Origin of the sequence: Sphingomonas pollutisoli, assembly GCF_029167165.1 — a bacterium.
Lineage (GTDB): Bacteria > Pseudomonadota > Alphaproteobacteria > Sphingomonadales > Sphingomonadaceae > Sphingomonas > Sphingomonas pollutisoli.
Window position 1 is genome coordinate 144038 of sequence record NZ_JARFNJ010000006.1, and the last position, 26312, is coordinate 170349.

25 protein-coding genes are annotated in these 26312 nt (G+C 68.8%); 14 read left to right on the forward strand and 11 right to left on the reverse strand.

Going from position 1 to position 26312, the window contains the following annotated elements; all coding sequences use genetic code 11:
• Positions 1-77: 77 nt before the first annotated feature.
• The 4 genes from carA (at position 78) to greA (ending at position 5488) form a co-directional block, all read left to right on the forward strand.
• Positions 78-1241 (forward strand): glutamine-hydrolyzing carbamoyl-phosphate synthase small subunit, encoded by a 1164-nt coding sequence (gene carA / locus PX554_RS14665; RefSeq protein WP_275502921.1) that lies wholly within the window; start codon positions 78-80, stop codon positions 1239-1241.
• Positions 1238-1597, forward strand: coding sequence for a ribonuclease E inhibitor RraB (locus PX554_RS14670; protein ID WP_275502923.1), 360 nt, complete (start codon positions 1238-1240; stop codon positions 1595-1597). The genes carA and PX554_RS14670 overlap by 4 nt, the downstream gene beginning before the upstream one ends.
• On the forward strand, positions 1597-4917 hold the full coding sequence (gene carB / locus PX554_RS14675) for a carbamoyl-phosphate synthase large subunit (protein WP_275502925.1): 3321 nt from the start codon (positions 1597-1599) through the stop codon (positions 4915-4917). Before PX554_RS14670 ends, carB begins: the two co-directional genes overlap by 1 nt.
• 94 nt (positions 4918-5011) lie before the next feature.
• Positions 5012-5488 carry a transcription elongation factor GreA gene (gene greA / locus PX554_RS14680; RefSeq protein ID WP_093224128.1) on the forward strand — a complete coding sequence of 159 codons (477 nt, stop codon included), beginning with the start codon at positions 5012-5014 and terminating at the stop codon, positions 5486-5488.
• Positions 5489-5916: 428 nt separating this feature from the next.
• Here the strand turns inward: greA and PX554_RS14685 are convergent, their stop codons facing one another.
• From PX554_RS14685 to PX554_RS14705, 5 genes are all read right to left on the reverse strand, one after another.
• Positions 5917-6135, reverse strand: a complete 219-nt coding sequence (locus PX554_RS14685) for a DUF4170 domain-containing protein (RefSeq protein WP_275502927.1) — start codon at positions 6133-6135, stop codon at positions 5917-5919.
• A gap of 110 nt (positions 6136-6245) precedes the next feature.
• Positions 6246-7565 (reverse strand): dicarboxylate/amino acid:cation symporter, encoded by a 1320-nt coding sequence (locus PX554_RS14690; protein ID WP_275502928.1) that lies wholly within the window; start codon positions 7563-7565, stop codon positions 6246-6248.
• Positions 7562-8344 (reverse strand): gamma-glutamyl-gamma-aminobutyrate hydrolase family protein, encoded by a 783-nt coding sequence (locus PX554_RS14695; protein ID WP_275502930.1) that lies wholly within the window; start codon positions 8342-8344, stop codon positions 7562-7564. The genes PX554_RS14690 and PX554_RS14695 overlap by 4 nt, the downstream gene beginning before the upstream one ends.
• The gene (gene epsC, locus PX554_RS14700) at positions 8341-9303 is read right to left on the reverse strand and encodes a serine O-acetyltransferase EpsC (protein ID WP_275502932.1); all 963 of its coding nucleotides are present in this window, start codon (positions 9301-9303) and stop codon (positions 8341-8343) included. The genes PX554_RS14695 and epsC overlap by 4 nt, the downstream gene beginning before the upstream one ends.
• Before the next feature lie 212 nt (positions 9304-9515).
• Positions 9516-10865: an FAD/NAD(P)-binding protein gene (locus PX554_RS14705; protein WP_275502934.1), complete on the reverse strand. Its 1350-nt coding sequence runs from the start codon at positions 10863-10865 to the stop codon at positions 9516-9518.
• A 162-nt stretch (positions 10866-11027) separates the two neighbouring features.
• Here PX554_RS14705 and PX554_RS14710 point away from each other — a divergent pair, with 162 nt between their 5' ends.
• Genes PX554_RS14710 through PX554_RS14720 form a run of 3 tightly spaced genes read left to right on the forward strand, consistent with a single transcriptional unit; the run spans position 11028 to position 14240 of the window.
• Positions 11028-12119, forward strand: coding sequence for an ABC transporter substrate-binding protein (locus tag PX554_RS14710; RefSeq protein WP_275502936.1), 1092 nt, complete (start codon positions 11028-11030; stop codon positions 12117-12119).
• Position 12120: 1 nt separating this feature from the next.
• On the forward strand, positions 12121-13290 hold the full coding sequence (locus tag PX554_RS14715; RefSeq protein ID WP_275502940.1) for an acyl-CoA dehydrogenase family protein: 1170 nt from the start codon (positions 12121-12123) through the stop codon (positions 13288-13290).
• Positions 13287-14240 (forward strand): NAD(P)-dependent oxidoreductase, encoded by a 954-nt coding sequence (locus tag PX554_RS14720; RefSeq protein ID WP_275502942.1) that lies wholly within the window; start codon positions 13287-13289, stop codon positions 14238-14240. Before PX554_RS14715 ends, PX554_RS14720 begins: the two co-directional genes overlap by 4 nt.
• Before the next feature lie 60 nt (positions 14241-14300).
• Here PX554_RS14720 and PX554_RS14725 read toward each other — a convergent pair whose 3' ends face one another.
• Positions 14301-14963 (reverse strand): peroxiredoxin-like family protein, encoded by a 663-nt coding sequence (locus PX554_RS14725; RefSeq protein ID WP_275502944.1) that lies wholly within the window; start codon positions 14961-14963, stop codon positions 14301-14303.
• A 107-nt stretch (positions 14964-15070) separates the two neighbouring features.
• Positions 15071-15910 (reverse strand): LysR substrate-binding domain-containing protein, encoded by an 840-nt coding sequence (locus PX554_RS14730; protein WP_093224118.1) that lies wholly within the window; start codon positions 15908-15910, stop codon positions 15071-15073.
• A 259-nt stretch (positions 15911-16169) separates the two neighbouring features.
• Between PX554_RS14730 and PX554_RS14735 the strand changes: the two genes are divergently transcribed.
• The 7 genes from PX554_RS14735 to PX554_RS14765 all read left to right on the forward strand — a co-directional run bounded on the left by PX554_RS14735 (position 16170) and on the right by PX554_RS14765 (position 22586).
• Entirely contained in the window at positions 16170-16985 is an 816-nt protein-coding gene (locus PX554_RS14735) for an ABC transporter permease (protein WP_093224116.1), read from the forward strand.
• Positions 16985-17767, forward strand: a complete 783-nt coding sequence (locus PX554_RS14740) for an ABC transporter ATP-binding protein (RefSeq protein ID WP_275502950.1) — start codon at positions 16985-16987, stop codon at positions 17765-17767. Before PX554_RS14735 ends, PX554_RS14740 begins: the two co-directional genes overlap by 1 nt.
• Positions 17764-18372, forward strand: a complete 609-nt coding sequence (locus PX554_RS14745) for a cysteine dioxygenase family protein (protein WP_275502952.1) — start codon at positions 17764-17766, stop codon at positions 18370-18372. Before PX554_RS14740 ends, PX554_RS14745 begins: the two co-directional genes overlap by 4 nt.
• Positions 18369-19604: a rhodanese-like domain-containing protein gene (locus tag PX554_RS14750; protein ID WP_275502955.1), complete on the forward strand. Its 1236-nt coding sequence runs from the start codon at positions 18369-18371 to the stop codon at positions 19602-19604. Before PX554_RS14745 ends, PX554_RS14750 begins: the two co-directional genes overlap by 4 nt.
• A gap of 23 nt (positions 19605-19627) precedes the next feature.
• Positions 19628-20716 (forward strand): LLM class flavin-dependent oxidoreductase, encoded by a 1089-nt coding sequence (locus PX554_RS14755; protein ID WP_275502957.1) that lies wholly within the window; start codon positions 19628-19630, stop codon positions 20714-20716.
• A 130-nt stretch (positions 20717-20846) separates the two neighbouring features.
• Positions 20847-21785: an ABC transporter substrate-binding protein gene (locus tag PX554_RS14760; RefSeq protein ID WP_275502958.1), complete on the forward strand. Its 939-nt coding sequence runs from the start codon at positions 20847-20849 to the stop codon at positions 21783-21785.
• Between the two features lie 18 nt (positions 21786-21803).
• Positions 21804-22586: a class II aldolase/adducin family protein gene (locus tag PX554_RS14765; protein WP_275502961.1), complete on the forward strand. Its 783-nt coding sequence runs from the start codon at positions 21804-21806 to the stop codon at positions 22584-22586.
• Positions 22587-22735: 149 nt separating this feature from the next.
• Here PX554_RS14765 and PX554_RS14770 read toward each other — a convergent pair whose 3' ends face one another.
• From PX554_RS14770 to PX554_RS14785, 4 genes are read right to left on the reverse strand one after another with little or no spacing between them, the layout of a single operon-like run.
• Positions 22736-23962 (reverse strand): dihydroorotase, encoded by a 1227-nt coding sequence (locus PX554_RS14770; RefSeq protein WP_275502963.1) that lies wholly within the window; start codon positions 23960-23962, stop codon positions 22736-22738.
• Complete coding sequence (locus PX554_RS14775; RefSeq protein ID WP_275502964.1) at positions 23959-24945, reverse strand: aspartate carbamoyltransferase catalytic subunit; 987 nt, start codon at positions 24943-24945, stop codon at positions 23959-23961. Before PX554_RS14775 ends, PX554_RS14770 begins: the two co-directional genes overlap by 4 nt.
• A gap of 48 nt (positions 24946-24993) precedes the next feature.
• A complete protein-coding gene (locus tag PX554_RS14780) occupies positions 24994-25848 on the reverse strand; it encodes a sigma-70 family RNA polymerase sigma factor (RefSeq protein WP_275502966.1) in 855 nt (284 codons plus the stop codon).
• Entirely contained in the window at positions 25845-26300 is a 456-nt protein-coding gene (locus PX554_RS14785; RefSeq protein ID WP_275502968.1) for a carboxymuconolactone decarboxylase family protein, read from the reverse strand. Before PX554_RS14785 ends, PX554_RS14780 begins: the two co-directional genes overlap by 4 nt.
• Positions 26301-26312 lie beyond the last annotated feature (12 nt).

Here is a 26312-nt window from a genome sequence, read left to right on the forward strand (position 1 = left end):
TTGACGCTGCCGCCTGCGGGTTCTAGCTGCCGCGCCTTAGCGACATCGCCAACCCAATGAAGGAGTGCCCGCCGATCATGGCCGACGCCAAACCTATTTCCGCGCCCGAAGGCGCCACTGGCGTGCTGGTTCTCGCATCGGGCGATGTGGTGTGGGGGCGTGGTTTCGGGGTCGAGGGCGCGGCGGTGGGCGAGGTGTGTTTCCACACCGCGATGACCGGCTATCAGGAGATCATGACCGACCCGTCGTTCGCCGGGCAGATCATCACCTTCACCTTCCCGCACATCGGCAATGTCGGCGCCAATCCCGACGATATCGAGGCGGACGAACCGCATGCGCTCGGGATGATCGTGCGCGAGGACGTGACCGAGCCGTCCAACTTCCGCAGTGTCGAGCGGCTCGACGCGTGGATGCGGCGGCACAACCGCATCGGCCTCGCCGGTATCGACACGCGCGCGCTGACCAAGCGCATCCGCGCCGGCGGCGCGCCCAACGGCGTGATCGCGCATGATGCCGAGGGCAAGTTCGACATTCCCGCGCTGCTCGCGCAGGCGCAAGGCTGGCCGGGGCTGGAGGGCATGGACCTCGCCATCGACGTGACGCGTGAGACTCATGGCGTGTGGGAGGGCGGCATCTGGCGGCTCGGCTTCGGCTATGACGAGCGCGCGGGCGCGGGCGAGCGCCCGCATGTCGTGGCGATCGATTACGGGTCGAAGCGCAACATCTTCCGCAACCTCGTCGCCGCCGGCGCCAAAGTGTCGGTGGTGCCCGCGACCGCGACCTACGAGGAGGTGATGGCGCTTCGCCCCGACGGCATCTTCCTGTCGAACGGCCCCGGCGACCCCGCTGCGACCGGCGAATACGCCGTGCCCGTGATCCGGCAACTGCTGGAGACCGGCAAGCCGCTGTTCGGCATCTGCCTCGGCCACCAATTGCTCGCGCTGGCGGTGGGTGCCGAGACCAGCAAGATGTTCCAGGGGCATCGCGGCGCCAACCATCCGGTCCAGCGGCTGAGCGACGGTGTCGTCGAGATCACCAGCATGAACCACGGTTTCGCGGTGCTGAGCGAGAGCCTGCCCGAGAATGCGCGCGCGACCCATGTGTCGCTGTTCGACGGATCGAACGCGGGGCTGGAACTGGTCGATCGCCCGGCCTTCTCGGTGCAATATCACCCCGAGGCGTCGCCGGGACCGCAGGACAGCCTGTACCTGTTCACCAAGTTCGTGGACATGCTCAAGTGACGCTGCCCGAGGTCGATCCCGCACGGCTTGATGCGGAGTGGGCGGCGGACAAGGATGTGCTCGCCAGCCTCGCCGCCAATGGCGACCGCGCCGAGATCGTGCGGCTGGTCGATGTGAGCTTCCGCGGCGACGAAGTTGCGCTGGACCGGCTTGAGGACGACGCCGAGACGCTCGGCTTCCGCTTCATCGAGCGTGAGGAGGACGAGGACGGCGAGTTGAGCAGCTTCCTCGGCATCGAGCAGACCGTCGAGCCGGACGCGATCCGCGCGCTGACGCTCAAATGCCTCCAGATCGAACTGATCTACGACGTGGAATATGACGGCTGGGGTTGCACCGCCGAGACCGGAAAAAACTAATGCCAAAACGCACCGACATTTCCTCCATCCTCGTGATCGGCGCGGGGCCGATCGTGATCGGCCAGGCCTGCGAGTTCGATTATTCGGGCGTGCAGGCGATCAAGGCGCTGCGCGAGGAGGGCTATCGCATCGTCCTGGTCAATTCGAACCCGGCGACGATCATGACCGATCCCGATCTCGCCGACGCGACCTATGTCGAGCCGATCACGCCGGCGATCGTCGCGAAGATCATCGAGAAGGAGCGGCCCGACGCGGTGCTGCCGACGATGGGCGGGCAGACCGCGCTCAACACCGCGCTGGCGCTGTATAATGACGGCACGCTCGAGAGGTTCGGCGTGCAGATGATCGGCGCCGATGCCGCCGCGATCGACAAGGCCGAGGACCGGCTCAAGTTCCGCGACGCGATGGACAAGATCGGACTCGAATCCGCGCGCTCGGCGATCGCGCATACCGTCGAGGAGGCGCTCGCCGGCCTCGAAAAGACCGGGCTGCCGGCGATCATCCGCCCGAGCTTCACGCTTGGCGGGACCGGCGGCGGCGTCGCGTACAACCGCGAGGAGTTCCTGACCATCGTCCGCTCGGGGCTCGACGCCTCGCCGACCACCGAGGTGCTGATCGAGGAATCGCTGCTCGGTTGGAAGGAATATGAGATGGAGGTCGTGCGCGACCGCCACGACAATTGCATCATCATCTGCTCGATCGAGAATGTCGATCCGATGGGCGTACATACCGGCGATTCGATCACCGTCGCGCCCGCGCTGACGCTGACCGACAAGGAATATCAGATCATGCGCAACGCGAGCATCGCGGTGCTGCGCGAGATTGGCGTGGAGACGGGCGGCTCGAACGTGCAGTTCGCGGTCAACCCCAAGGACGGCCGGCTCGTCGTGATCGAGATGAACCCGCGCGTGTCGCGCTCGTCGGCGCTCGCGTCGAAGGCGACCGGCTTCCCGATCGCCAAGGTCGCGGCGAAGCTGGCGGTTGGCTATACGCTCGACGAGATCACCAACGACATCACCGGCGCGACGCCCGCGTCGTTCGAGCCGACGATCGATTACGTCGTCACCAAGATCCCGCGCTTCGCGTTCGAGAAGTTCAAGGGGTCGGAAGCCGTGCTGTCGACCGCGATGAAGTCGGTTGGCGAGGTGATGGCGATCGGCCGCAACATCCATGAATCGCTCCAGAAGGCGCTGCGCGGGCTGGAGACGGGGCTCAGCGGCTTCAACATGGTCGAGCGGCTGTCGGGCGCGCCGCGCGCCGAGATCGAGGCGGCGCTCGCCACCGCGACGCCCGACCGGCTGCTGGTCGCCGCGCAGGCGCTGCGCGAGGGCTTCACCGTCGCCGAGGTGCATGCGATCGCGAAGTACGACCCGTGGTTCCTGGAGCGGATCGCCGAGATCGTCCATGCCGAGGAAGCGGTGTGCCATGACGGGCTGCCGCGCGACGCGGCGGGCATGCGCAAGCTCAAGGCAATGGGCTTCTCCGACAAGCGGCTCGCCTATCTCGCGCTCAAGTCGGCCAATCTGCGTGGCAACGAGCGTGGCATCGCGCGCGGCACCGGGCTGATCCACGAGGCGGTGAAGGCGATGACCGGCGGCGTCACCGAGGCGGAGGTGCGCGCCGCGCGCCACAAGCTCGGCGTGCGTCCCGTGTTCAAGCGGATCGACACCTGCGCGGCCGAGTTCGACGCCAAGACGCCCTATATGTATTCGACCTACGAAGCCCCGAGCTTCGGCGAGCCCGAGTGCGAGAGCAATCCGACCGACCGCAAGAAGGTCGTCATCCTGGGCGGCGGCCCGAACCGGATCGGGCAGGGGATCGAGTTCGATTATTGCTGCTGCCATGCCTGCTTCGCGCTGGCGGACGCGGGCTATGAGACGATCATGGTCAACTGCAACCCGGAGACGGTTTCGACCGACTATGACACGTCCGACCGGCTCTATTTCGAGCCGCTGACCGCCGAGGACGTGCTCGAAATCCTCCATGTCGAGCAGCGGAACGGCACGCTCGCCGGTGTTATCGTCCAGTTCGGTGGGCAGACCCCGCTCAATCTCGCGCAGGCGCTGCAGGATGCGGGCATTCCGATCCTCGGCACCTCGCCCGACGCGATCGATCTCGCCGAGGACCGCGAGCGGTTCGCGGCGATGATAAACAGGCTTGGCCTGCGCCAGCCCGCCAACGGCATCGCGCGCAGCCGCGACGAGGCGGTCGCGGTGGCGGAGCGGATCGGCTATCCGGTGCTGATGCGCCCGAGCTACGTGCTCGGCGGCCGCGCGATGGAGATCGTCGACTCGCTCGTCCAACTCGACGATTATATCCAGACCGCGGTGCAGGTGTCGGGATCGTCGCCGGTGCTGATCGACCAGTATCTGCGCGACGCGATCGAGGTCGATGTCGATGCGATTTCGGACGGCACCGATGTCGTCGTCGCGGGCGTGCTCCAGCATATCGAGGAAGCGGGCGTCCATTCGGGCGACAGCGCCTGCTCGATCCCGCCGTACAGCCTCGGCGCCGATGTGATCGCCGAGATCGAGCGGCAGACGCGCGAGCTTGCCAAGGCGCTGTCGGTGGTCGGGCTGATGAACATCCAGTTCGCGGTGAAGGACGGCCTCGTCTATCTGATCGAGGTCAATCCGCGCGCGAGCCGCACGGTGCCGTTCGTCGCCAAGGCGATCGGCGCGCCGATCGCCAAGATCGCCGCACGCGTGATGGCAGGCGAGAAGCTGACCGACCTGCCCAAGATCGACCGCGCGATCCGCTATTATGCGGTCAAGGAAGCGGTGTTCCCGTTCGCGCGCTTCCCCGGTGTCGATCCGGTGCTGTCGCCCGAGATGAAATCGACCGGCGAGGTGATGGGGATCGACCCCGATTTCGCGATCGCCTTCGCCAAGGCGCAACTCGGCGCGGGTACGGTGCTGCCCAAATCGGGCACGTTGTTCGTCAGCGTGAAGGATAGCGACAAGCCGGTCATCCTGCCGGCGACGCGGCAACTCGCCGACCATGGCTTCACCATCGTCGCGACCGGCGGCACCGCCGATTTCCTCGAGCGCAACGGCGTCCCGGTCGAGCGCGTCAACAAGGTGGCGCAGGGCCGGCCGCACATCGTCGACCGGATCAAGGACGGCGGGATCGACATGATCTTCAACACCACCGAGGGCTGGCAGAGCCTGAAGGACTCGCAGCCGATCCGCGCGGCGGCGCTCAGCCAGAAGATTCCGTACTTCACCACGGCCTCGGCCGGGGTGGAGGCGGCACGGGCGATCGCGGCGCTGGCGACGCAAAACCTTGAAGTACGGCCCCTGCAATCCTATTATTCCTGATCGCACGACTACTCCCCGACAGTTGAACACGGTGCGGGTCGGCCCGGAAGGGCCGGCTTGGGGACAGATTTTCGGGACGAAGGATTTTCAAGGGATGGCCACCGTCGACAAGATGCCGATGCTGCAGGAGGGCCATGATGCGCTCACCGCGCACCTGAAACAGCTCAAGGCCGAGCGCCCCCTGATCGTCGATGCCATCGAGGAAGCGCGCGCGCACGGCGACCTTTCGGAGAATGCCGAATATCATGCCGCCAAGGAGCGGCAGGGCCAGATCGAGGCATCGATCTCCGACATCGAGGACAAGCTGAGCCGCGCGCAGGTGATCGACCCGCGCGATCTCTCCGGCGACAAGGTGGTGTTCGGCGCCACGGTGACGCTGCTCGACGAGGACGACAAGCCGGTGACGTATCAGATCGTCGGCCAGACCGAGGCGGACGCCAAGGGCGGCCGGATCTCGTACAATTCGCCGCTCGGCCGCGCACTGATCGGGCGCAAGGTCGATGATGAGGTCGAGGTGACGGTGCCCTCGGGCGACCGGTATTACGTGGTCTCGAAGATCGAGTTCATCTGAGGCGCGGCGGCGCAGGGATTGGCGCAAGCTAATCCCGAACTTGAGCCGCGCCCGGCCGACGCGGGATTGACGTCCGCATGGGGCGGTGGTGCGATTGACGTACCTACGCTCGCTATCTCGTTCTCCAGCCGTTCGTGCTGAGCGCAGTCGAAGCACGTGCCACGAGCGTGGAGCGTCGGGCACGCCCTTCGACTTCGCTCAGGGCGAACGGTTTGGGTCGTGTGTGCCTGGCCGTCGCCCCGGCGCAGGCCGGGGCCGGTGCGTAGCTTGAACCAGCCGGCTGCCCCAAACACAGCGGCCCCGGCCTGCGCCGGGGCGACGGGGGTGGCGACGCCGCCGTCGGTCGGGTTCGCTGGCGCGACCCGCCGGCCGGGTAAGGCGCCGCGCTTCGCGCGACGGCGCCGTCGCTTCGCCGACGCGCCTGCGCCTCACGCGGTGAGATCCGGCTCCAGCAGGCGGTGCATGTGGACGATGACATACTTCATCTCGGCATCGTCGACGGTGCGCTGCGCGGCGGCGCGCCATGCCTTTTCGGCGCTGGCATAATCGGGGAAGATGCCGACGATGTCGAGCGATGCCGTGTCGGTGAAGTCGAGCGTCTGCGGATCGCTGACGCGGCCGCCGAAGACGAGGTGGAGTTTGCTCATGACCGGTCTTTCCGTGGGGGTGGGAACGGCATCCTCTTAGGAGGACGGCGCGTGGAATCCAACATGCCGCGCCGCACCCAAACCATAATCGTGGCCAGCGGCCGAGCGCGTCAGGCGGCGGCGAACCGCGCGTCGGATGCGTTGGCGGAGGCGCCGGGCAGGTCCGCCGCCACCAGCCCGGCGCGCTTGGCGACGATCAGCGGGATCAACACCTGGCCCGCGACGTTGACAGCGGTGCGGCCCATGTCGAGGATCGGGTCGATCGCGAGCAGCAGCCCCGCGCCTTCGAGCGGGAGGCCGAGCGTTGACAGCGTCAGCGTGAGCATCACCAGCGCGCCGGTCAGCCCCGCCGTCGCCGCCGAGCCGAGCACCGAGACGAGCGCGATCAACACATAGTCGACCGGCCCGAGCGTCAGCCCGAAATATTGCGCGACGAAGATCGCGGCGATCGCGGGATAGATCGCCGCGCAGCCATCCATCTTGGTGGTCGCCGCGAACGGCACCGCGAAGGCGGCGTAGCTGCGCGGCACACCGAGCCGCTCGGCGGCCTGTTCGGTGACCGGCAGCGTGGCGATCGACGAGCGCGAGACGAAGCCGAGCTGGATCGCCGGCCACGCGCCCGCGAAGAAACGCGCGGGCGAAATGCCGTTGGCGAGCATCAGCAGCGGATAGACGACGAGCAGCACCAGCGCGAGGCCGAGATAGACCGAACCGGCGAACGCACCGAGCGCCGACAGCGACGTCCAGCCGTAATGCACGATCGCGTTGCCGAGAAGCGCGGCGGTGCCGATCGGGGTCAGCCGCACCACCCAGCGCAGCAGCCGGCGGAAGATCGCCAAGGCCGATGCGTTGAAGGCGAGGAACGGCGCGCCGGCTTCGCCCACGCGCACCGCCGCCGCGCCGATCGCGACCGCGACGACGATCAGTTGCAGCACGTTGAACGACAGCGCCGTCTTGACCGCTTCACCTTTGATCGTGGTCGAGGCGCTCAAGCCCAGCACGTTGGCGGGGATCAGCCCGCGCAGGAAATCAAGCCAGCTTCCGGTCGTGTCGGGCCGCACCGCCGCGGCGCGTTCGACCCCGGCGTGAAGCCCCGGCTGGATCGTCACCCCGAGCGTGATGCCGATCGTGACCGCGATCGCGGCGGTGATAGCGAACCAGACCAGTGTCGATGTCACCAGCCGCGCGGCATTGTCGAGCGAGCGCAGCGCGGCGATCGACGCGACGATCGCGGTGAACACCAGCGGCGCGACCAGCGCCTTGAGCAATTGCACGAAGCTTTCGCCGATGATGCGCAGCGCCTCCGCCAGCGGCCCGGGCGCGTCGGGCGTCGCATAGCCGCGCGCGACCACGCCGAGTGCGATGCCGGCGGCCATGCCGAGCGCGACCTGTGCGCCGAAGGGGAAGGAGAGGCGGCGGACCTCGGTCATGATATCGTCCTTACATTGATGGAGAGCGCCGTGCCGATCCGGTCGAAGAACGCGCGGCTCGCGCGGCTGGTGCCGATGTCCCATTCGGGATGCCACTGCACCGCGAGCACGTCGGCGCCGCAGGGGCGGGCGGAAAAGGCTTCGATCAGCCCGTCCTCGGCGGCGGTCGCCTCGACGGTGAGGCCGTGGCCGAGCCGGTCGATGCCCTGGTGATGCACCGAATTGACCGTTTCGGCGGCGAGCCCAGCCTGATCGCGCAACATCCCGCCGGGGGCGAGCGTGAGATCGTGGCGATGGTCGAAATGGCGTTCGTACTGCGTGCCGTCGGCGAGGCCGCAATGATGCACGTCGTCGAGCGCATCGGTGAGGGTGCCGCCGAACAGCACGTTCAGTTCCTGCAAACCCCGGCAGATGCCGAACACGGGGCGCGCGCCTTCGATCATGTGCGCGGCGAGGCGGAGCGCGACCTCGTCGCGCTGCTCGTCGACCGGCCCATTATCCTCGCGGACGGCGCCGTAGCGCGTGGCGGCGACGTTCGAGCGCGATCCGGTCAGCAACAGCCCGTCGAGCCGATCGACCAGCGCGAGCGCGTCGCACGCATCCGACACCGCCGGAATCAGCACCACCGCCGCGCCCGCGTAATCGGCGAGCGGCTGGACGAAGCGCGTCGCCACCGCCTGCACCGGGCGCTGCGAGAATTCGTTGCAGCAGAGCACGCCGATCACCGGGCGCCGCGCGCAACCCGACTGGCGCGGCCAGGGATTGGACCAAGCGCTCAAGGATTGCGCCCGGAGAGCGCCGCGCGCAGCGCATCGGCGGTGTCGCGATCGGCCACGCGCGCGGCGGGCTGGGTCACGACGCTGCCGGGCGGCACGTCCTCGAGCAGCCAGACATTGCCGCCGATCGTGGCGCCCCGGCCGATCGTCACGCGGCCGAGGATCGTGGTGCCGGCGTAGATCGTCACGTCGTCCTCGAGCACGGGATGGCGCGCATAGCGTTCGCGCGGCGTGACATGCGTCAGCCCGAGCGGGCTGCGCGCGCCGAGCGTGACATGCTGGTAGAGCTTGGCGCGCGCGCCGATGATCGCGGTCTCGCCGATCACGACGCCGGTGCCGTGATCGATGAAGAAGCTCGGCCCGATCGTCGCGCCGGGATGGATGTCGATGCCGGTGCGGCTGTTGGCGATCTCCGAGATGATCCGCGCGACGATCGGTGCGCCGAGCGCGTGGAGTTCGTGGGCGATGCGGTGGTAGCGCACCGCGATCGCGCCGGGATAGCAGATCAGGATCTCATCGACGCTGCGCGCGGCGGGATCGCCGAGGAACGCCGCCTCGACATCGGCGTCGATCAGCCGGCGGATGTCCCCCAGGGTGGCGGCGAACAGGCGGGTGATGAGTTCGGGCTGTTCGGGATCGAACGGCGTCGCGGTCTCGTCCTGCCAATAGGCGAGTTCCTTGGCGATCTCGCCGCGCAGCACGTCGAGCCCAAGCGCGAGCCGATCGGCGACGAACCCATCCTCCTGCGACTCCGGGCCGGCGAAATCGCCGATGCGGCGCGGGTAGAGCGCGCCGGAGAGATGTTCGATCGCGCTGGCGAGCCGGGCCGATGACGGGAACAGCGGCACCGGGGTGCGCCCGCCGCGCAGATCGGTACGATAGTCGATCCGCGCCGCGCGCAGCGCCGCGACCGCATCGTCGAGCGCCGCCGGCTCCGGCCATGATGTCGCTTCGATACCCACTGACGTCCGCGCCTCTTCGATCTTCGTCGCGATCGAATGTCCACGTTGCTGATGGGAGTTTCAACACGCTGGTTGATTGGCCGGGCGAAAGTTTTGCTTCTGCCCAGGTTCGTCCCGGGCTTACCTCCGTTCGTGCCGAGCGCAGTCGAGGGGCGGACCGAGGCGCCGGCGCCTCGACTTCGCTCAGCACGAACGGGATTCGGTGCGCCGGACTACAGCCCTTCGCCGCCGACCCATTGCGCGTTGGCGAGGCGGCGGGCGACCGACCAGCTCTGGACGCGGATGTCGGGGACGGCGACGATCTCCCAGAAGGCGCCGCGTGTCATCGGGCCGAGCGCGTACAGCCAGGCGTTGCTGGTGCCGTCGGCGGCGATGGTGCGGCTTTGCGCGTCGACGTCGATGCCGATGCGTAGTGCGTCGGGGCGCAGCGTGCCGCGCGCGACGAGATTGCGGAGCAGCGGCTCCTCGGCGCGCAGCAGGTCGCCCTGCGGGCCTGTGCAGTTTATCATCCGCGCCACGCGCACCGTCTCGGGCGCGGCGCTCGCGCGCGGGCGCCAGGTGACGGAGAGTCCGTGGTCGTCGGCGGCGGTCGCGACGATCTTGCCCGCGACGACGGTGAGCGCGCCGCTGTCGCGCAAATCGGCGAGCGCCTCGGCGACCGAGGGGGCGAGGCGGTGGCGGTGAACGTCCCACCACGGCCGCAGGTGGCGGAGGAAGCGCGCGCGTTCGTGGTCGCTCGCCGCGCGCCACATATCCTGGGTGAAGCGGCGCAACTCGTCGATCGCGGCGCGCCAGCCGATCGCGCGGGCGCGTGCCCGCACGCGGCGCAGCAGCGCGGACCCGGTCTCGCGCGGGCGCTCGTCGAGCGGATCGGGCGGGGGCGCGGCGGCGGCGTGCGGATGCGGCAGCAGCCCGCGCCGCGACATGGCGACGATGCGCCCGCCGAACCCCCGCGCGCGCAACGCGAGCACGACATCGACCATCGTCAGCCCGGTGCCGAGCGCGAGCACGGTGTCATCCTCGCCCAGCCCGTCGAGCGCGCCCGGCGCCCAGGGGTCGGGCGCATACACACGTTCGGGCAGGCCGGCGGTGCCCGGCTGGGTGTGCGGCGGGAGATTGCCGATCGCGAGCATCGCCGTATCCACGTCGATCCGGCGGCCATCGTCGAGGATGACGTGCGTGGTGCCGCCGTCGCGGATCACATCGACCGCGTCGCCGCGGATGATCTCCAGCCGGCCTTCGGCGGCGTGGCGCGCGGCATCGAGCAGTTCGCGCAGATAGTCGCCGTAGCGCAGCCGGGGGACGAACGGGTTGGGATCGCCGCCCGGCGCCTGCGCCGCGACCCAGCGGTGGAAATGGCCGGGATCGTCGGGAAAGGCGCTCATGTTGGCGGCGCGAACGTTGAGCAGGTGCGCCGGGTGGGCCGCGCCATAGGCGAGCCCCTCGCCGGCGAGCGGTTGCCGCTCGATCAGCACCAGCCGCGACTCGCAATGGCGGAGCAGGTTGATGGCGGCGAGCGTGCCCGAGAAACCGCCGCCGATGATCGCGATGCTCTTCGCCATGCCCACCTTATGCCAAACCGAATCGTCGTTCGGACCTCTATCGCAGATCGGCGGCGGGCGGGCGATCCGTGTTATCTCCACGGATTTGATGGGATTTATAAGCGTGCGGGGCGGCGGACCCGGAATTCGGGTTGAGCGAGGCTCATAAGGGCCAAGGATTACTTGTTTGATGGCGCCGCCGGGGTGCCGATAGCGTCGCCCGCATCCCCTGTCACGAGAGGTGCCGTCATTTCCTTCCAGCCTGGTTCCGCCGCATCGCACGGCTTCGCGATCGACCGCCGCACGCTGCTGCGCGGGGCGATGGTGACGGCGGGCGCGCTGGTCGTCACCGGCTGCCATGCCGGCACCGCGAACGCCGAGCCGACGCTGCGGCTGGCGGTGATCGGGCGCGGTGAAGGCGATGCGCGGCTGCTGTTCAAATCCGCCGGGATCAGCCCCGAGGGCTTCCGGCTCGAGTATAGCGAGTTTCAGTCGGGCCAGCAGGTGGTGGAGGCGTTCAACGGCGGATCGCTCGATTTCGGCGGGATGAGCGAAATTCCGCCGGTCTTCGCCGCCGCGTCCAACATCCACAGCTTCCGCCAGATCGCGGTCCAGCATGGCGACGTCAACAATCAGGTGGTGCTGGTGCCCAAGGGGTCTCGCATCCGCTCGCTCGCCGATCTCAAGGGCAAGCGCGTCGCCTATGTGCGGGCGACGACGAGCCAATATTTCCTCATCAAGATGCTCGAGTCGGTGGGCCTGAGCTGGGCCGACATCACCCCGGTCGCGGTCGGCGTGTCGGACGGGGCGGCGGCGTTCTCGCGCGGATCGGTCGACGCCTGGGCGATCTACGGCTTCCCGATCCAGCGCGCGATCGCGACCGAGGGCGCGCGCATCCTCAAGACCGCGCTCGGCTTCCTCTCGGGCAATTACATCGTTTCGGCGCATGTCGATGCGCTCGCCGATCCGGCCAGGGTCAAGATCATCGGCGAATATCTGACGCTGCTGCGCCGCGCCTATGTGTGGGCCGCCACGCATCAGGACCAATGGGCCGGCATCATCGCCGAGGATATCGGCGTGCCAGTGGCCTATGTGCGCGACCAGTTCGCGCGCAGGAGCGCGGTTTACGAATTGCGCCCGGTCACCGAGGCGGCGATCGCCTCGCAGGAGGAGGTCGCGCGCGTCTTCGCCAAGGCGGGGCAGGTGCACGGCAAGGTCGATATCCGCGCGCTGTGGGACGACCGCTTCAATCCCATCATCGAAAAGGCATTGTAGAATGGCCAGCGTCCTCGCCGCCGAGCCCGCGACGATCCCGTCGCCAGAGCGGCTCGACCACATCACCGCCACGCTCGCCGAGACCGCCGGCGCGGTCGACCGCGCGGCGGTATTCCCGCGCGAGAATTTTGATTTTCTCGCGCGAGAAGGGCTGATCGGGCTGACCGTGCCGCGCGCGCTCGGCGGCGGCGGGGCGGGGCTGACGGAGGCGCTGACGGTGCTCGGCGCGGTCGCGAAGGGCGAGCCCTCGACCGCGCTGATCCTGTTCATGACCTATGGCTATCACGCCGCCCCCGCGAAGACGCGCGCGTGGCCGGCGGGTCTCTACGAACGGCTGGCGCGCGAGGCGGTCGCGGGGCGCGGGCTGATCGGCGGCTTGCGCGTCGAACCCGAACTCGGCACGCCGGTGCGCGGCGGCCTGCCGAAGACGATCGCGCGCCGCACCCCCGACGGTTGGGCGATCACCGGCGAGAAGATCTATTCGACCGGATCGACCGGGCTGGACTGGTTCGCGGTCTGGGCGAGGACCGACGAGGAGAGCCCGCGCGTCGGCAACTTTCTCGTTCGCTCGGATTCGCCCAATATCACGATCGTGCCGGTGTGGGATCATCTCGGCATGCGCGCGACGGTGAGCCATGAGGTGCGCTTCGCCGATACGCCCGTGCCGCTCGCGCATGCGGTCGATCTGCGGCGGCCGGAGGACTGGGCGCCGATCCCCGGCGACATCACGCAGGCGGCGTGGAACGCGCTGTCGATCTCGACGATCTACGACGGCGTCGCGCGCGCGGCGCGGGACTGGCTGGTGCGCTATCTGAACGACCGCGTGCCGAGCAACCTCGGCGCGAGCCTCGCGACGCTGCCGCGTTTCCAGGAGAAGGTGGGCGAGATCGAAGGGCTGTTGCAGATCAACCGCACGCTGATCGAGACCGCCGCCGCCAGCGTCGATGCGGGCGGGGCGATCACCGCCAACGCACTCAACATCGTCAAATGGACGGCGACCGGCAACGCGATCCGCGCGGTCGAGATCGGGCTGGAGTTGACCGGCAATCCCGGGCTGACCCGCAACAATCCGCTCGAACGCCATTATCGCGACGTGTTGTGCAGCCGCATCCACTCGCCGCAGAACGACACGATCCTGACCGCGGCGGGTCGCGCGGCGCTGGCGCTATGACCGCGCCGCTCGTCATCGCCAGCCAGATGGAGGCCGATTTCAACGCTGGCCTCGCCGCGCATCCGCTGGCCCCGCGCGTCATCGCCGTGCCCGAGGATGAGCCGTGGGAGGCGGCGCGCGAGGCCGATATCCTGCTGGTGCGGCCCTCGCCGGCGTGGCGCGGCCACCAGCACCGCGCGCGCCCGGCGGCGTGGCCGGGGCGGCTGCGCTGGGTGTATAGCGCGTCGGCGGGGATCGATTTCTATCCGCCCTGGCTGCTCGACGCGCCGCTCGTCACCTGCGGGCGCGGCGTCGCGTCGGACGAGATCGCCGATTATGTGATCGCCGCGATCTACGCGCGCGCGAAGAACCTCGACGCGGTGACGGTTCATGCGCGTGCCGACTGGCGGCCGGCGATGCTCGGGCGGGTCGGCGGCAGCACGATCGGGATCGTCGGGCTCGGCGCGATCGGCGGCGCGGTGGCGCGGCGCGCGATCGCGCTCGGCGCGCGCGTGGTGGCGGTGCGGCGCGGTAGCGGGCCGGCGGCTGTCACGGGGGTGGCGTTGCTCGACAGCGTGGAAAGCGTCGTCGCCGAGGCCGATCATATCGTCATCGCGGTGCCGGCGACGCTCGCGACGCGCGGGCTGTTCGACGCGCGGATGTTCGCGCGCGCGAAGCCGGGCGCGCACCTCATCAACGTCGCGCGCGGATCGGTGATCGATCAGGACGCGCTGATCGCCGCGCTCGATGCGGGGCGGCTCGATTTCGCCACGCTCGACGTGACCGAACCCGAGCCGCTGCCCGATGGCCATGCGCTCTACACGCATCCGCGCGTGCGGCTGACGCCGCATGTCTCGTCCAACTATCTGCTGGTCCGCCACCGGCTGAGCGAGAAGGTCGCGGACGATCTCGGCCGCTTCGCGCGCGGGGAGGCGCCAAGCGATATCGTCGATCCGGTACGGGGATATTGAGGCCGACCGGCGTGTTGAAATCGCCGTTCGTGCTGCGCCAAGCTCAGCACGAACGGTGGATTAGGCAGCCGCCGCTATGCCCGCCTCCGGTAACGCCGCCAGGATCGCCTCGGGTTCGGGCCGGTCCATCCAGTCCGGGCTGACCGCGATGAAGCGCACCTGCGCGGCGCGATCGAGGACCAGGACGGTCGGTTGCGGCAGCACCCATGTGCCGGTGCCGGTGATCGACCCGATCCAGCTCTGGCCGGGGGCGATCGCCGGTGTGTCCTGGGGCGTGAAGGTTATGCCGAGCCAGTCGCCGAGCGCGTTGTTCGGATCGGAGGCGAGCGTGAGGCTCAACCCGTGCCGCGCGCGCAGCGCCGGATCGACCGGCGCCTGCGGGCTGACCGCGACCAGCGGGATCCCCGCGCGCGCCAGCACGGGCGAGAGGCTGCGGTCGTAGCGGGGCAGCGCGACGTTGCAGGCCGGGCAGCCGCCGAACCGATAGAAGATCAGCACCGCCGGCCCGTGCGCGATCAGATCGTCGCGGCGGATCGCGGTGCCGTCCTCGGCGGTCAGCGTGAAATCGTCGACCAGTTCGCCGACCTGCGCGTGATGGCGCGGATTATAGTCCCGGACCAGCGCCGCCCGCGTCGCGGCGTTCGCACGGAGTTGCTCGGGTGCCCAGTCGCGCTCACGCTCGGCCTGCAATGCGGCATAGGCCGCCTTCAAGGTCTCGGTCATCGGTCGTGCCTCCTCATTGCCTGAAGCGTAGCGAGCCCAGCGCGCGCGCGGCCAACGAGAAGCCGCGCGCGACCGATGAGGATTCCCAATATTTTCCGTTCCTGCGGCTATCCCAGCGCCAGCACGGTCTCGCGCGCGAGATCGGCGAGGCGCTGGGTGGCGCCGTCGAGCGTTTCGGCGGTCTGGAGGATACAGGCGACGCGCGGCAGATCGGGGAGGGGGAGCGGCGCGACCGGCGCGACGTCCCGCAGGAACAGATGCGTGCGGCAGGTGAGGCCGAGTCCCGCCGACACCGCCGACCGCAGCGTGGTGAGGTTGGGCGTCTCGACGGTGATCCGATAGGGGCGGCCAGCCTCTTCCAGCGCGCGGATCGCAGCCTCGCGGAAACGGCACGGCGGCTCCAGCACCGCGAGCGGGATGACGTTGCGCCGCGCCAGATCGGCGTCGCCGTACCAGCTCATCGGCGCGGTGGTGATCGCGGTCGGATCGCCGCCCGCCGCGAAGCCGAGCACGATATCGAGCTGGCGGCGTTCGAGCAGCCCCTGCAACTCGGCGGTGCCCGCCACCCGCGCGTAGATCTGCGCGTCGGGGTGCAGTTCGGAGAAGCGCGCGAGCAGCCCGGTGAGCAGGCTTTCGGCGAAATCCTGCACCATCCCGACCCGCGCCGGACCGGCGAACCGACCGGTGTTGATCGCCGCGATCGCCTCGTCGTGCAGATCGAGCACGCGCCGCGCATAATCGAGCATCATGTCGCCCGCCGGGGTGAGCGTCAGCCGCCGCCCCTCGCGCACGAACAGCGCCTGTTGCAGCAACTCCTCGAGCCGCTTGATCTGGAGGCTGAGCGCCGATTGCGTGACGAACACCTGTTCCGAGGCGTTGAGCATCGAGCCCGAATCCACGATCGCCACGAAGCTGCGCAGCAAGGTCGTCGGCAGGTTGACGGGCATGGGTGTCCTTCATCGGTGATCGGCGGCTCGCCGCGCCGAGTATCGATCAGGAACGAACTCCTACCAATGTACTATGCATTGAGCGGTGCAAACTTATTCTTTGCCCGGCGCCAGAGTGCTGTGAAGCGATATAAGTGATTGTAAAAACGAGGTTCGTAGGATGTATGAGCGATGCTTATACGTACCCTCGGTAAACTCGATTGAACCGCTAGGCATTCTGCTGTTGCCTCGGGCCTCCAGACCTTTGGGACGGCCAGACATGACCGCTTATGCCCTGAGTGCCCCGCGCCGGCACGCTTTATCGTTCAGATTTCCGGCCCGGCTGCTCGGGCGCTGGCTCTCGCCGCTCGTGCTGCTGCTGCTGTGGGAACTCGGCTCGCGCACTGGGCTGATCCCCGAACGCACGCTCGCCGCGCCGTCCGCCGTGCTCGGTGCGCTGTTCGCGATGATCGCCTCGGGCGAGTTGCCGAGCAACCTGCTGGTGTCGTTCGGGCGCGCGGCGATCGGGCTGTCGATCGGGATCGGCGTCGGGGTCGTGCTCGCGCTGGTCGCCGGGCTGTCGCGATCGGGGGAGATCACGGTCGATCCGCTCATGCAGATCAAGCGCACCATCCCGGTGGTAGCGCTGTCGCCGCTGTTCATCGTGTGGTTCGGCATTGGCGAGACCACCAAGATCGCGCTGATCGCCTTCGCCACGGTGTTCCCGGTCTATCTCAACCTGTACAGCGGCATCCGTGCGGTCGATCCGCGGCTGATCGACGCGGCGCGCAGCTTCGGCCTCAGCCGGATCGAATTGATCCAGCACGTCATCTTGCCCGCGGCTTTGCCTTCGCTGCTGGTGGGGCTGCGCTTCTCGCTGTCGGTGGCGATCATCGTGCTGGTCATCGCCGAGCAGATCAACGCCTCGGCCGGGCTTGGCTATCTCATCAACAACGCGCGCGATTTCATGCGCACCGACATCATCGTCGTCTGCCTGATGGTCTACGCGCTGCTCGGCCTGGGCGCCGACTGGATCGTGCGCGCCGTCGAAACCCGCGCCCTGGCATGGCGCCCCAGCATCGTGGAGCAAAACTGATGGACGTCGCCCGAGGCTTCCTGCTCGCCAAGACGGCGGATGCGCCGGCCCCCGCCGTGCGGCTGCGCAACTTCACCCGGCGCTTCGGCGCCAACACGATCATCGATTGTCTCGACCTGGAGATCGCACCGGGCGAGTTCATCGCGCTCCTCGGCCGCTCGGGGTCGGGCAAGACCACGCTGTTGCGCACGCTCGCCGGCATGGACGAGGTGCGCGGACAGGACGTGTCGGTGCCCTCGGCGCGGGCGGTGGTGTTCCAGGACGCGCGGCTGCTGCCGTGGAAGACCGTGTGGCGCAACGTCGCGCTGGGGCTGAAAGGCGGGACGATCCGCGAACGCGCCGAACGCGCGCTGCACGAGGTCGGGCTCGGCCACCGGCTCGACGCCTGGCCGCTGACGCTGTCGGGTGGCGAGGCGCAGCGCGTCGCGCTGGCGCGCGCGCTGGTGCGCGAGCCGCAGTTGCTGTTGCTCGACGAGCCGTTCGCCGCGCTCGACGCGCTCACCCGCATCCGCATGCACGATCTCGTGCTGTCGCTGTGGCGCGCGCACCGCCCGGCGGTGCTGCTGGTGACGCATGACGTCGATGAGGCGATCGCGCTCGCCGATCGTGTGCTGGTGCTCGACGGCGGCCGCATCGTCGCCGAGGAACGGATCACCGCCGAGCGCGGCGACCGCACCGGACTCGCGCGGAGCCTGCGGGACACGCTGCTCGGGCATCTCGGCGTCGAGCGCGCGCCGGCGGCGGAGGAGGGCGTCGTCCATCTCGCCCGCGTGCGCGCGTGAACGCGATCAGCCCGATCACGGCGGCGTCCGATACCGCGCCGCTGCGCGATTTCGTGACGCGGCTCGCCGAGCTGATCGAGACCAGCCGCCACCAGCATGAGGTGCTCGCGACCGGATCGGCGCTGCTCGGGCGGCTGATCGCGCGCGACGACTGGCTGCCCGATGCGTTCGCGGTGCCCAGCCCCGAGCGCTACCAGCAATATCTGCTCCACTGCGACAGCCGCGAACGCTTCAGCGTGGTCAGCTTCGTGTGGGGGCCGGGGCAGGCGACGCCGGTGCATGACCACCGCGTCTGGGGGCTGGTCGGTGTGCTGCGCGGCGCCGAGCGGGTGCAACGCTATGTTCGCCTTGAGGACGGCGCGGTCGTGCCGACGGGGGACGAAGTCCTGCTCGAAGCCGGCAAGGTCGAGGCGGTCGGCCCCGACATCGGCGACATCCACCGCGTCGCCAACGGGCGCGACGACGGCCCCTCGGTCAGCATCCACGTTTATGGCGGCAACATCGGCGCGGTCGAGCGCGCCACCTACGCCGCCGACGGCACCCCCAAACGCTTCATCTCGGGATACGCCAACGGCGTGCTCCCCAACATCTGGGATCGTTCATGACCAATATCACCCCGCAGGACATCCGCCGCGCGCTGCTCGCCGGCGACGAGATCGCGCTGATCGACGTGCGCGAGGAGGCGGCGTTCGCGCTCGGCCATCCGTTGTTCGCGGCGCAGATCCCGCTGCGGCGGATCGCGGTGGAGGCGCGTTGGCGCATTCCCCGGCTCGACACTCTGGTGGTCGTGTACGATAACGGCGAGGGTCTCGCCGCCGACGCCGTTGCGGCGTTCCAGGCGCTCGGCTTTACCGATGTGCGGACGCTCGAAGGCGGGCTCGCGGGGTGGCGCGAGGCTGGATACGAGCTGTTCGAGGACGTCAACAGCTACTCCAAGGCGTTCGGCGAGCTGGTCGAGCACAACCGCCATACCCCCTCGCTTCCCGCCGAGGAGGTGCAGGCACTCATCACCGAGAAGGCCGACATCGCGATCCTCGATGCGCGCCGTTACGACGAATATCACACGATGAGCATCCCCGGCGGCCAGAGTTCGCCCGGCGCCGAGCTGGTGCTGCGCGCGCGCGCCGCCGCGCCCGACCCCGACACGACGATCATCGTCAATTGCGCGGGGCGGACGCGCAGCATCATCGGCGCGCAATCGCTCATCAACGCGAAACTGCCCAACAAGGTGTTCGCGCTGCGCAACGGCACGATCGGCTGGACGCTCGCCGGCCAGTCGCTCGAGACCGGCCAGGCGCGCACCGCTCCCGAGCCCGCTGGCGAGAGCGCCGAGGAGGCCCGTGTCACCGCGCGCAGCGTCGCGTACCGCGCCGGCGTCAAGCGGCTGACCTGGGCCGATCTGGAGGTGCTCAAGGCCGACACCACGCGCACGCTCTACCTGTACGACGTGCGCCAGCCCGATGTCTTCGCCAACGGGCATCTGCCGGGTTTCCGCAACGCGCAGGGCGGGCAGCTCGTGCAGGAGACCGACCATTACGCGCCGGTGCGCGGCGCGCGCATCGTGCTCTCCGACGATCTCGGTCCGCGCGCCGACATGACCGCGTCGTGGCTGGCGCAGCTCGGCTGGGACGTGTTCGTGCTCGACGCCGACTTCACCGGCACGCTCGAAACCGGGCCCGACGGCGCACCCGCGCCGCGCGGGCCGGAGGGCCGCTACAAGCGCCCCTACGAGGGCACCGACAACAAGCAGGCGGCGATGCAGGCCTATCTCGACTGGGAATATGGCCTCGTCGCGCAGCTCCAGAACGACGGCACCCACGGTTTCTACGTCATCTGACATTGCTCCAAGGGAGACATTCCATGAGCGTAAAGTTCATCGGTTACATCGGGTTCAACAACGGCTCCGAAACGCAGGAAGCGGTGCGCAGCCGCGTGCTCGACAAGGACTATGTCGAGGCGGCCGCGAAGGCGCAGGAGGCGGGCGGGTTCGATCGCGTGCTGATCCCGTTCGGCTCGAACAGCCCGGAAAGCCAGATCGTCGCCGCGCATGCCGCCGCGATCACCAGCACGCTCGGCTTCCTGGTCGCGCACCGGCCGGGTTTCACGCAGCCGACCGTGGCCGCGCGCCAGCTCGCCACGCTCGACCAGCTTTCGGGCGGGCGGGTCGCGGTGCACATCATCACCGGCGGCGCCGACGAAGAGATGGCGCGTGACGGCGATACCGGCACGCACAAGGCCGAGCGCTACACGCGCACCGACGAATATCTGACCGTCCTGCGCAACGAATGGACGGCGGCCAAGCCGTTCGACCATTCGGGCCGCTTCTACGAAGTGCGGCAGGCGTTCAGCGCGATCAAGCCCGACAATCTGCCGGTGTTCTTCGGCGGATCCTCCGACGAGGCGATCGAGGTCGCGGGCCGCCACGCCGACGTTTACGCGCTGTGGGGTGAGACGCTCGAGCAGGTCGGCGAAACGGTGCGCCGGGTGCGCGCATCGGCGGCGCGCTATGGCCGCCGCCCCGGCTTCTCGCTGTCGCTGCGCCCGGTGATCGCCGATACCGAGGAAGCGGCGTGGAAGAAGGCCGACGCCATCGTCGAACAGGTCCGCGCCAACCGCGAAGCGGCGGGCCTGCCGATCAGCGGCCACCGTCCGCCCAACGCCGGATCGCTGCGGCTGCTCGACACCGCAAGCGCGACCCGCCGCGACACGCGGTTGTGGACGGGAGTCGCGCAACTGACCGGGGCGGCGGGAAACAGCACCGGGCTGGTTGGCACGCCCGAACAGGTCGCGGACGGCATGCTCGAATATTGGGACATCGGCATCGACCATTTCCTGATTCGCGGCTTCGATCCGCTCGGCGACGCGATCGATTATGGGCGCGAGCTGTTGCCGCTGGTGCGCCGCAAGGTCGCCGAGCGCGAGAAGCTCAGCCTGGCGCTTGCGGGCTAAGATGGCTTTCAACACCGGCCCTCTCCATTCGTTCGTGCTGAGCTTGTCGAAGCACGTGCGCCAAACGCGCCGAACCCCGCTTGGCATGCCCTTCGACAAGCTCAGGGCGAACGGTGGTGGGGTGTTCGCGATGTTACTCGCACTGTTCACGCTGGCGGCATGTAGCGGCAGTCCCGACACCGCCGTCCTGCGCGTCGCCAACCAGAAGGGCTCGACGCGCGCGATGATGGAGGCGGCGGGCGTGCTCAAGGATGCGCCGTATCGCGTCGAATGGTCCGAATTCCCGGCCGCCCAGCCGCTGATGGAGGCAGTCGGAGGGGGGGCGGCCGACCTTGGGCTGGCCGGCGACGCGCCGTTCATCTTCGCCTATCAGAGCGGCGCGCCGGTGAAGGCGGTGGGGGCGCTGGCGACCGCCGGTAACCCGCGCGACGCGCTCGGCGTGATCGTGCGCAAGGGGTCGCCGATCCGCGCGGTCGGCGATCTGGTCGGCAAGACCGTGACGACCACGCGCGGTTCGATCGGGCATCACATCCTGCTCCAAGCGCTCGAACGCGCGAAGATCCCGGCCGATCACGTCAAGGTGACGTTCCTTGCGCCCGCCGACGCCAAGGCCGCGTTCGACAATGGCACGGTCGATGCCTGGGCGATCTGGCCGCCTTATATCAGCGTCGCGATCAAGGAAGGTGCGCGGACCGTCGTCGATGCGCGCGATTACGAACTGCCGGTCAGCTTCGAGGTTGCGCATGCCGCCGCGATCGCGCCCAAGGCGGCGTTGATGCGTGATTTCCTTCAGCGCGAGGCCAAGGCGCTTGATTGGGCGCGCGCGCATCCCGATGCGTTCGCGCAGGTGCTCGCGCGCGAGACCGGGCTGCCGCTCGACATTGCGCGCGCGAGCTTCGATCGCAACAACCGCATCTCGGTGCCGATCGACGGCGGCATCGTCGAACATGAGCGCGTCATCGCCAAACGGTTCGAGGCTGCCGGTCTCATCACGGCCAAGCGCCCGATCGGCGAGGCGTTCGATACCAATGTCGGCAAGGGGCTGTTCCAGTCGCTCGCCGCCAATTGATCCACAAGGAGGTTCATCATGGCAACGGCTTTCCAGGAAACGCGCACGCGCTGGAGCGAAGCGGAATGGCGCACGCGCGTCGATCTCGCCGCTTTCTACCGGCTCGCGGCGATCAACGGCTGGGATGATCTGATCTTCACCCATATCTCCGCGCGGGTGCCGGGGCCGGAGCATCATTTCCTCATCAACCCCTATGGCCTCGGGTTCGACGAGATCACCGCGTCGAGCCTCGTCAAAATCGATCTCGAGGGGACTCTGGTCGAGCCTAACGAGTATGGCATCAACTATGCCGGGTACGTCATCCACTCCGCGATCCACGGCGCGCGCGAGGATGCCTTGTTCATCGCGCATTTCCACAGCCCCGACGGGATGGCGGTGTCGGCGCATGCCGAGGGGCTGCTGCCGCTCAATCAGCGCGCGCTCGCGATCATCCCGCGGCTGAGCTATCACGATTATGAAGGCGTCGCGCTCAACCTCGACGAGCGCGAGCGGCTGGTCGCCGATCTCGGCGAGACCAAGCTGATGCTGTTGCGCAACCACGGCACGCTCGCGCTCGGCGCGTCACCGGGCGAGGCGTGGACCAACATCCATCAGTTGGAGACCGCCTGCACCGCGCAGGTCCGCACGCTGAGCGTCGGCCGCGACCATGTGCTGATCGCGCCGCAAGCCGCGCAGGACGAGGTGCGCCGCCAGATGGCGCGCCCGCGCAACCCGCTCCAGGGCGAACGCTCGACCGCCGAACTGGTCTGGGCGGCGTCGTTGCGCAAGGCAGAGCGGCTGTCGCCGGGCTTCGAGGCTTGAAGTCTCCCCGTTCGTGCCGAGTAGAGATCGAGTAGGCGAAACCTTATCGAGAGCTCGTATCGAAGCACAGATCACCTATGCCTCGATACGCGACCTCGATACGCCCTGCGGGCTACTCGGCCGCTACTCGGCACGAACGGAGATTGAGCTCAGACCAGCGTCGCGCCGCCCTTGAACAGCCGCAGCACCTTGCCCTGAACGGGCAGCCCGTCGAACGGGGTGTTGCCCGCCTTGGCGACCAGCCGGTCCGACTCGATCTGCCACGGCGCATGTTCGTCGAGCAGCAGCACGTCGGCGGGGGCGCCGGGGGTGAGCATGCCCGTCGGCACGCCGAGCACCTTGGCGGGGTTGAGCGCGAGCAGCGCGAACAGCCGGTCGATCGTCACCAACTCGTCGCGCACCAGCCCGAGCGCGAGCGCGAGCAAGGTTTCCGCACCGGCCATGCCGGCGTCCGAATCGGCGAAGGGCAGGCGCTTGGCCTCGGGTCCGCGCGGTTCGTGGCCCGAGCACAGCACGTCGATCGTGCCGTCGCGCACCGCCGCGAGCGCCGCCTGGCGATCGCTCTCGGCGCGCAGCGGCGGGGAGAGGCGCGCGAAGGTGCGGAAGTCGCTCATCGCGATATCGGACAGGAACAGATGGGCAGGCGTGATCCCGCAGGTCACGCGCACGCCGCGCCGCTTGGCGGCGCGGACGAGATCGAACCCGGCGGCGGTGGTCACCTGGCGGATGTGCAGCGCCGCGCCGGTATCCTCGGCCAGCATCAGGTCGCGCGCGATCGCGAGCGGCTCGGCGATGGCGGGCGCGGCGGGCAGGCCCATCCGCGTCGCGGTCTCGCCCGCCGTCGCGACCGCCGCCCCGGCGACGCCGGCATCCTCGGCGTGCGCGATCACGGTCAGCCCGAGATCGCCGGCATACGCGAGCACCTTGCGCATCACGCCTGAGTCCGCGATCCAGTTCGCGCCGGTGCCGACCGCACGCGCGCCGGCCTCACGGTTGATCGCCATCTCCGCGAGATCCTTGCCGGCCAGCCCGCGTGTCGCGGCGGCGATCGGGTGAATCCACAGATCGGGCCGGCCGATCAGCGCGGCGCGCTGGACCAGGCCGGGGTTGTCGAGCACCGGCGACTGATCGGGCATCAGCCCGACGCGCACGATCCCACCCGCATGGAACGCCGGCAGATCGATCGCGAACACGCCGAGATCGACGATCGCGGGGGCGAGCAGCTTGCCCTTGCAATCGATCCGCTCGGCGCCCTCGGGCACTTCGAACAGACCGGTCGCGGCGATGCGGTCGCCCGCGACCAGCACACCACCCTTGCTGACGCCCGCGACCGGGCAGACGAGCGTGGCGTTGAGCAGTGCTAAAGTGCGGTTCATGCCCAGCCCTCCACGCCGCGCGCACGCCGCGTCAACACATCAAGGCAGGCCATGCGCACCGCCACCCCCATTTCGACCTGTTCGGTGATAGCTGATTGCCCGGGATGGTCGGCCACCGCCGAATCGATCTCGACGCCACGGTTCATCGGCCCCGGATGCATCACCAGCGCCTCCGGTACGCGTGCCAGCCGCGCCGGGGTGAGCCCGTAGCGCAAATGGAACTCGCTATTGGAGGGGATGAACCCGCCCGACATGCGCTCGTTCTGCAGGCGCAGCATCATCACCACGTCCGCACCGTCCAGTGCTTCATCGAAATCGGTGAAGGCGGTGACGCCCATCTTCTCGATATCGACCGGCATCAGCGTCGAGGGCGCACACACGCGCACGCGCGCGGCGAGCGCGGTCAGCGCGAGGATGTTCGACCGTGCGACGCGGCTGTGCAGGATATCGCCGCAGATCACCACGGTCTGCCCGGCGATATGGCCGCGGCGCCGCCGGATCGTCAGCGCGTCGAGCAGCGCCTGAGTCGGGTGTTCGTGCTGGCCGTCGCCCGCGTTGAGAACCGGGCAATCGACCTTGCCCGCGATCAGCCGCACCGCGCCCGAGGACATATGGCGGATCACGATCACGTCGGCGCGCATCGCGTTGAGCGTCATCGCGGTGTCGATCAGCGTCTCGCCCTTCTTCACGCTCGACTGCGCGGCGTGCATGTTGACGACATCGGCGCCGAGCCGCTTGCCGGCGATCTCGAAGCTCAGCAGCGTGCGCGTGCTGTTCTCGAAGAAGGCGTTGATCTGGGTGAGGCCTTCCAGCCGCTTGTCGCTCTTGGTGCGGTTGCGGTTGGCCTCGACCCAATGCTCCGCCTCGTCGAGCAGGAACATGATCTCGTGCGGCTGAAGGCCGTCGATGCCGGTGAGGTGCCGATGCGGGAAGACGGCGCTTCCGGCGATCTGCGAAGCGGGGCGATGATCGGAGGGTGACATTAAAGCTGTCGCCTAGCCGGGGCGGGGCAGGGGCGCAAGCGGTGTGCGTCAAGCGTCGAGATGCGCGAGATGGCGGAGCTTGTCGGGGTTGCGCATCACGTAGATCGCCTTGATCCGCCCGTGCTCTATCAACAGCGCGGTGGTCTGCAAGATGCCGTCGGCTTCGCGCGTGATGAAGCCGGGCAGGCCATTGACCAGGGTGTAACGCAGCAACTCGGCCGAGCGGCCGCGCGCGAGCTTCGCCAGCGCCGCGTGGGTGCGGGTGATCTCGTCCGCGCCATGAAGGACTCGCGCCACCGCCGGGCGTTTGCCGCCGCCGTCCGAATACATCGCCACATCGTCGGCGAGCAGTGCGCCGAGCGCGCCGATCTCGCCGCCGCGCGCCGCCGCGAAGAAGGCGCGCGCGATCTCGAGTCCGTGTGCGCGCTCGACCGGATAGCGCGGCCGTTCGCTGCGGACGTGCGCGCGTGCCCGCGCGGCGAGTTGCCGGCAGGCGGCGGCGTCGCGGCCGAGCGCGCCGGCGATATCCTCGAAACTCTCGCCGAACACGTCGTGGAGCAGGAAGGCGGCGCGTTCTAGCGGCGACAGCCGTTCGAGCGCGAGCATCAGCGGCAGCGTCACGTCGTCCTCGGGTGTATCCTCGACGACCGGCTCGGGCAGCCATTGGCCGACATAGTCTTCGCGCCGTACCCGCGCCGATTTGAGGTGATCGAGGCACAGCCGCGTCACCGTGCGGCGCAGGAAGGCGGCGGGCACGGCGACGTCGCCGCGATCCGCCGCCGTCCAGCGCAGCCAGGCGTCCTGCACCACATCCTCCGCATCGGCGACCGAGCCGAGCATGCGGTAGGCGACGCGCAGCAGCATCGGCCGCTGCGCGTCGAACGCGGCGGCGCTGGCGCTCACGCTTTCCAGCCGTAGCTCGGATCGAACATGTCGAAGCCGATCGCGATCCGGTTCCAGGCGTTGATGACGGTGATCGCCATTGTCAGCTTCACCTGTTCCTCCTTGCTGAACTGCGCGGCGAGCGCGGCATACACATGGTCGGGCGCGCGCTTGGTGGCAATCTGCGTCAGATGATCGGTCCAGTCGAGCGCGGCGCGCTCCCGATCCGTGAACACCGGCGCGTCATGCCATGCCGCGATCAGCGCGATGCGCTGCTCGGTCTCGCCGGCCTGGCGCGCTTCATAGGTGTGCATGTTGAGGCAGTTGGCGCAGCCGTTGATCTGCGAGGCGCGGATCTTGACCAGTTCGAGCAGCGGCTTTTCGAGGCCGCTTTCGGCGACCTGGACGGAGAAGGCGAACCACGCCTTCATCAGCTCGGGGGCGGCGGCGAGATAGTTCACGCGGGTGGTCATCGTCAGGCTCCT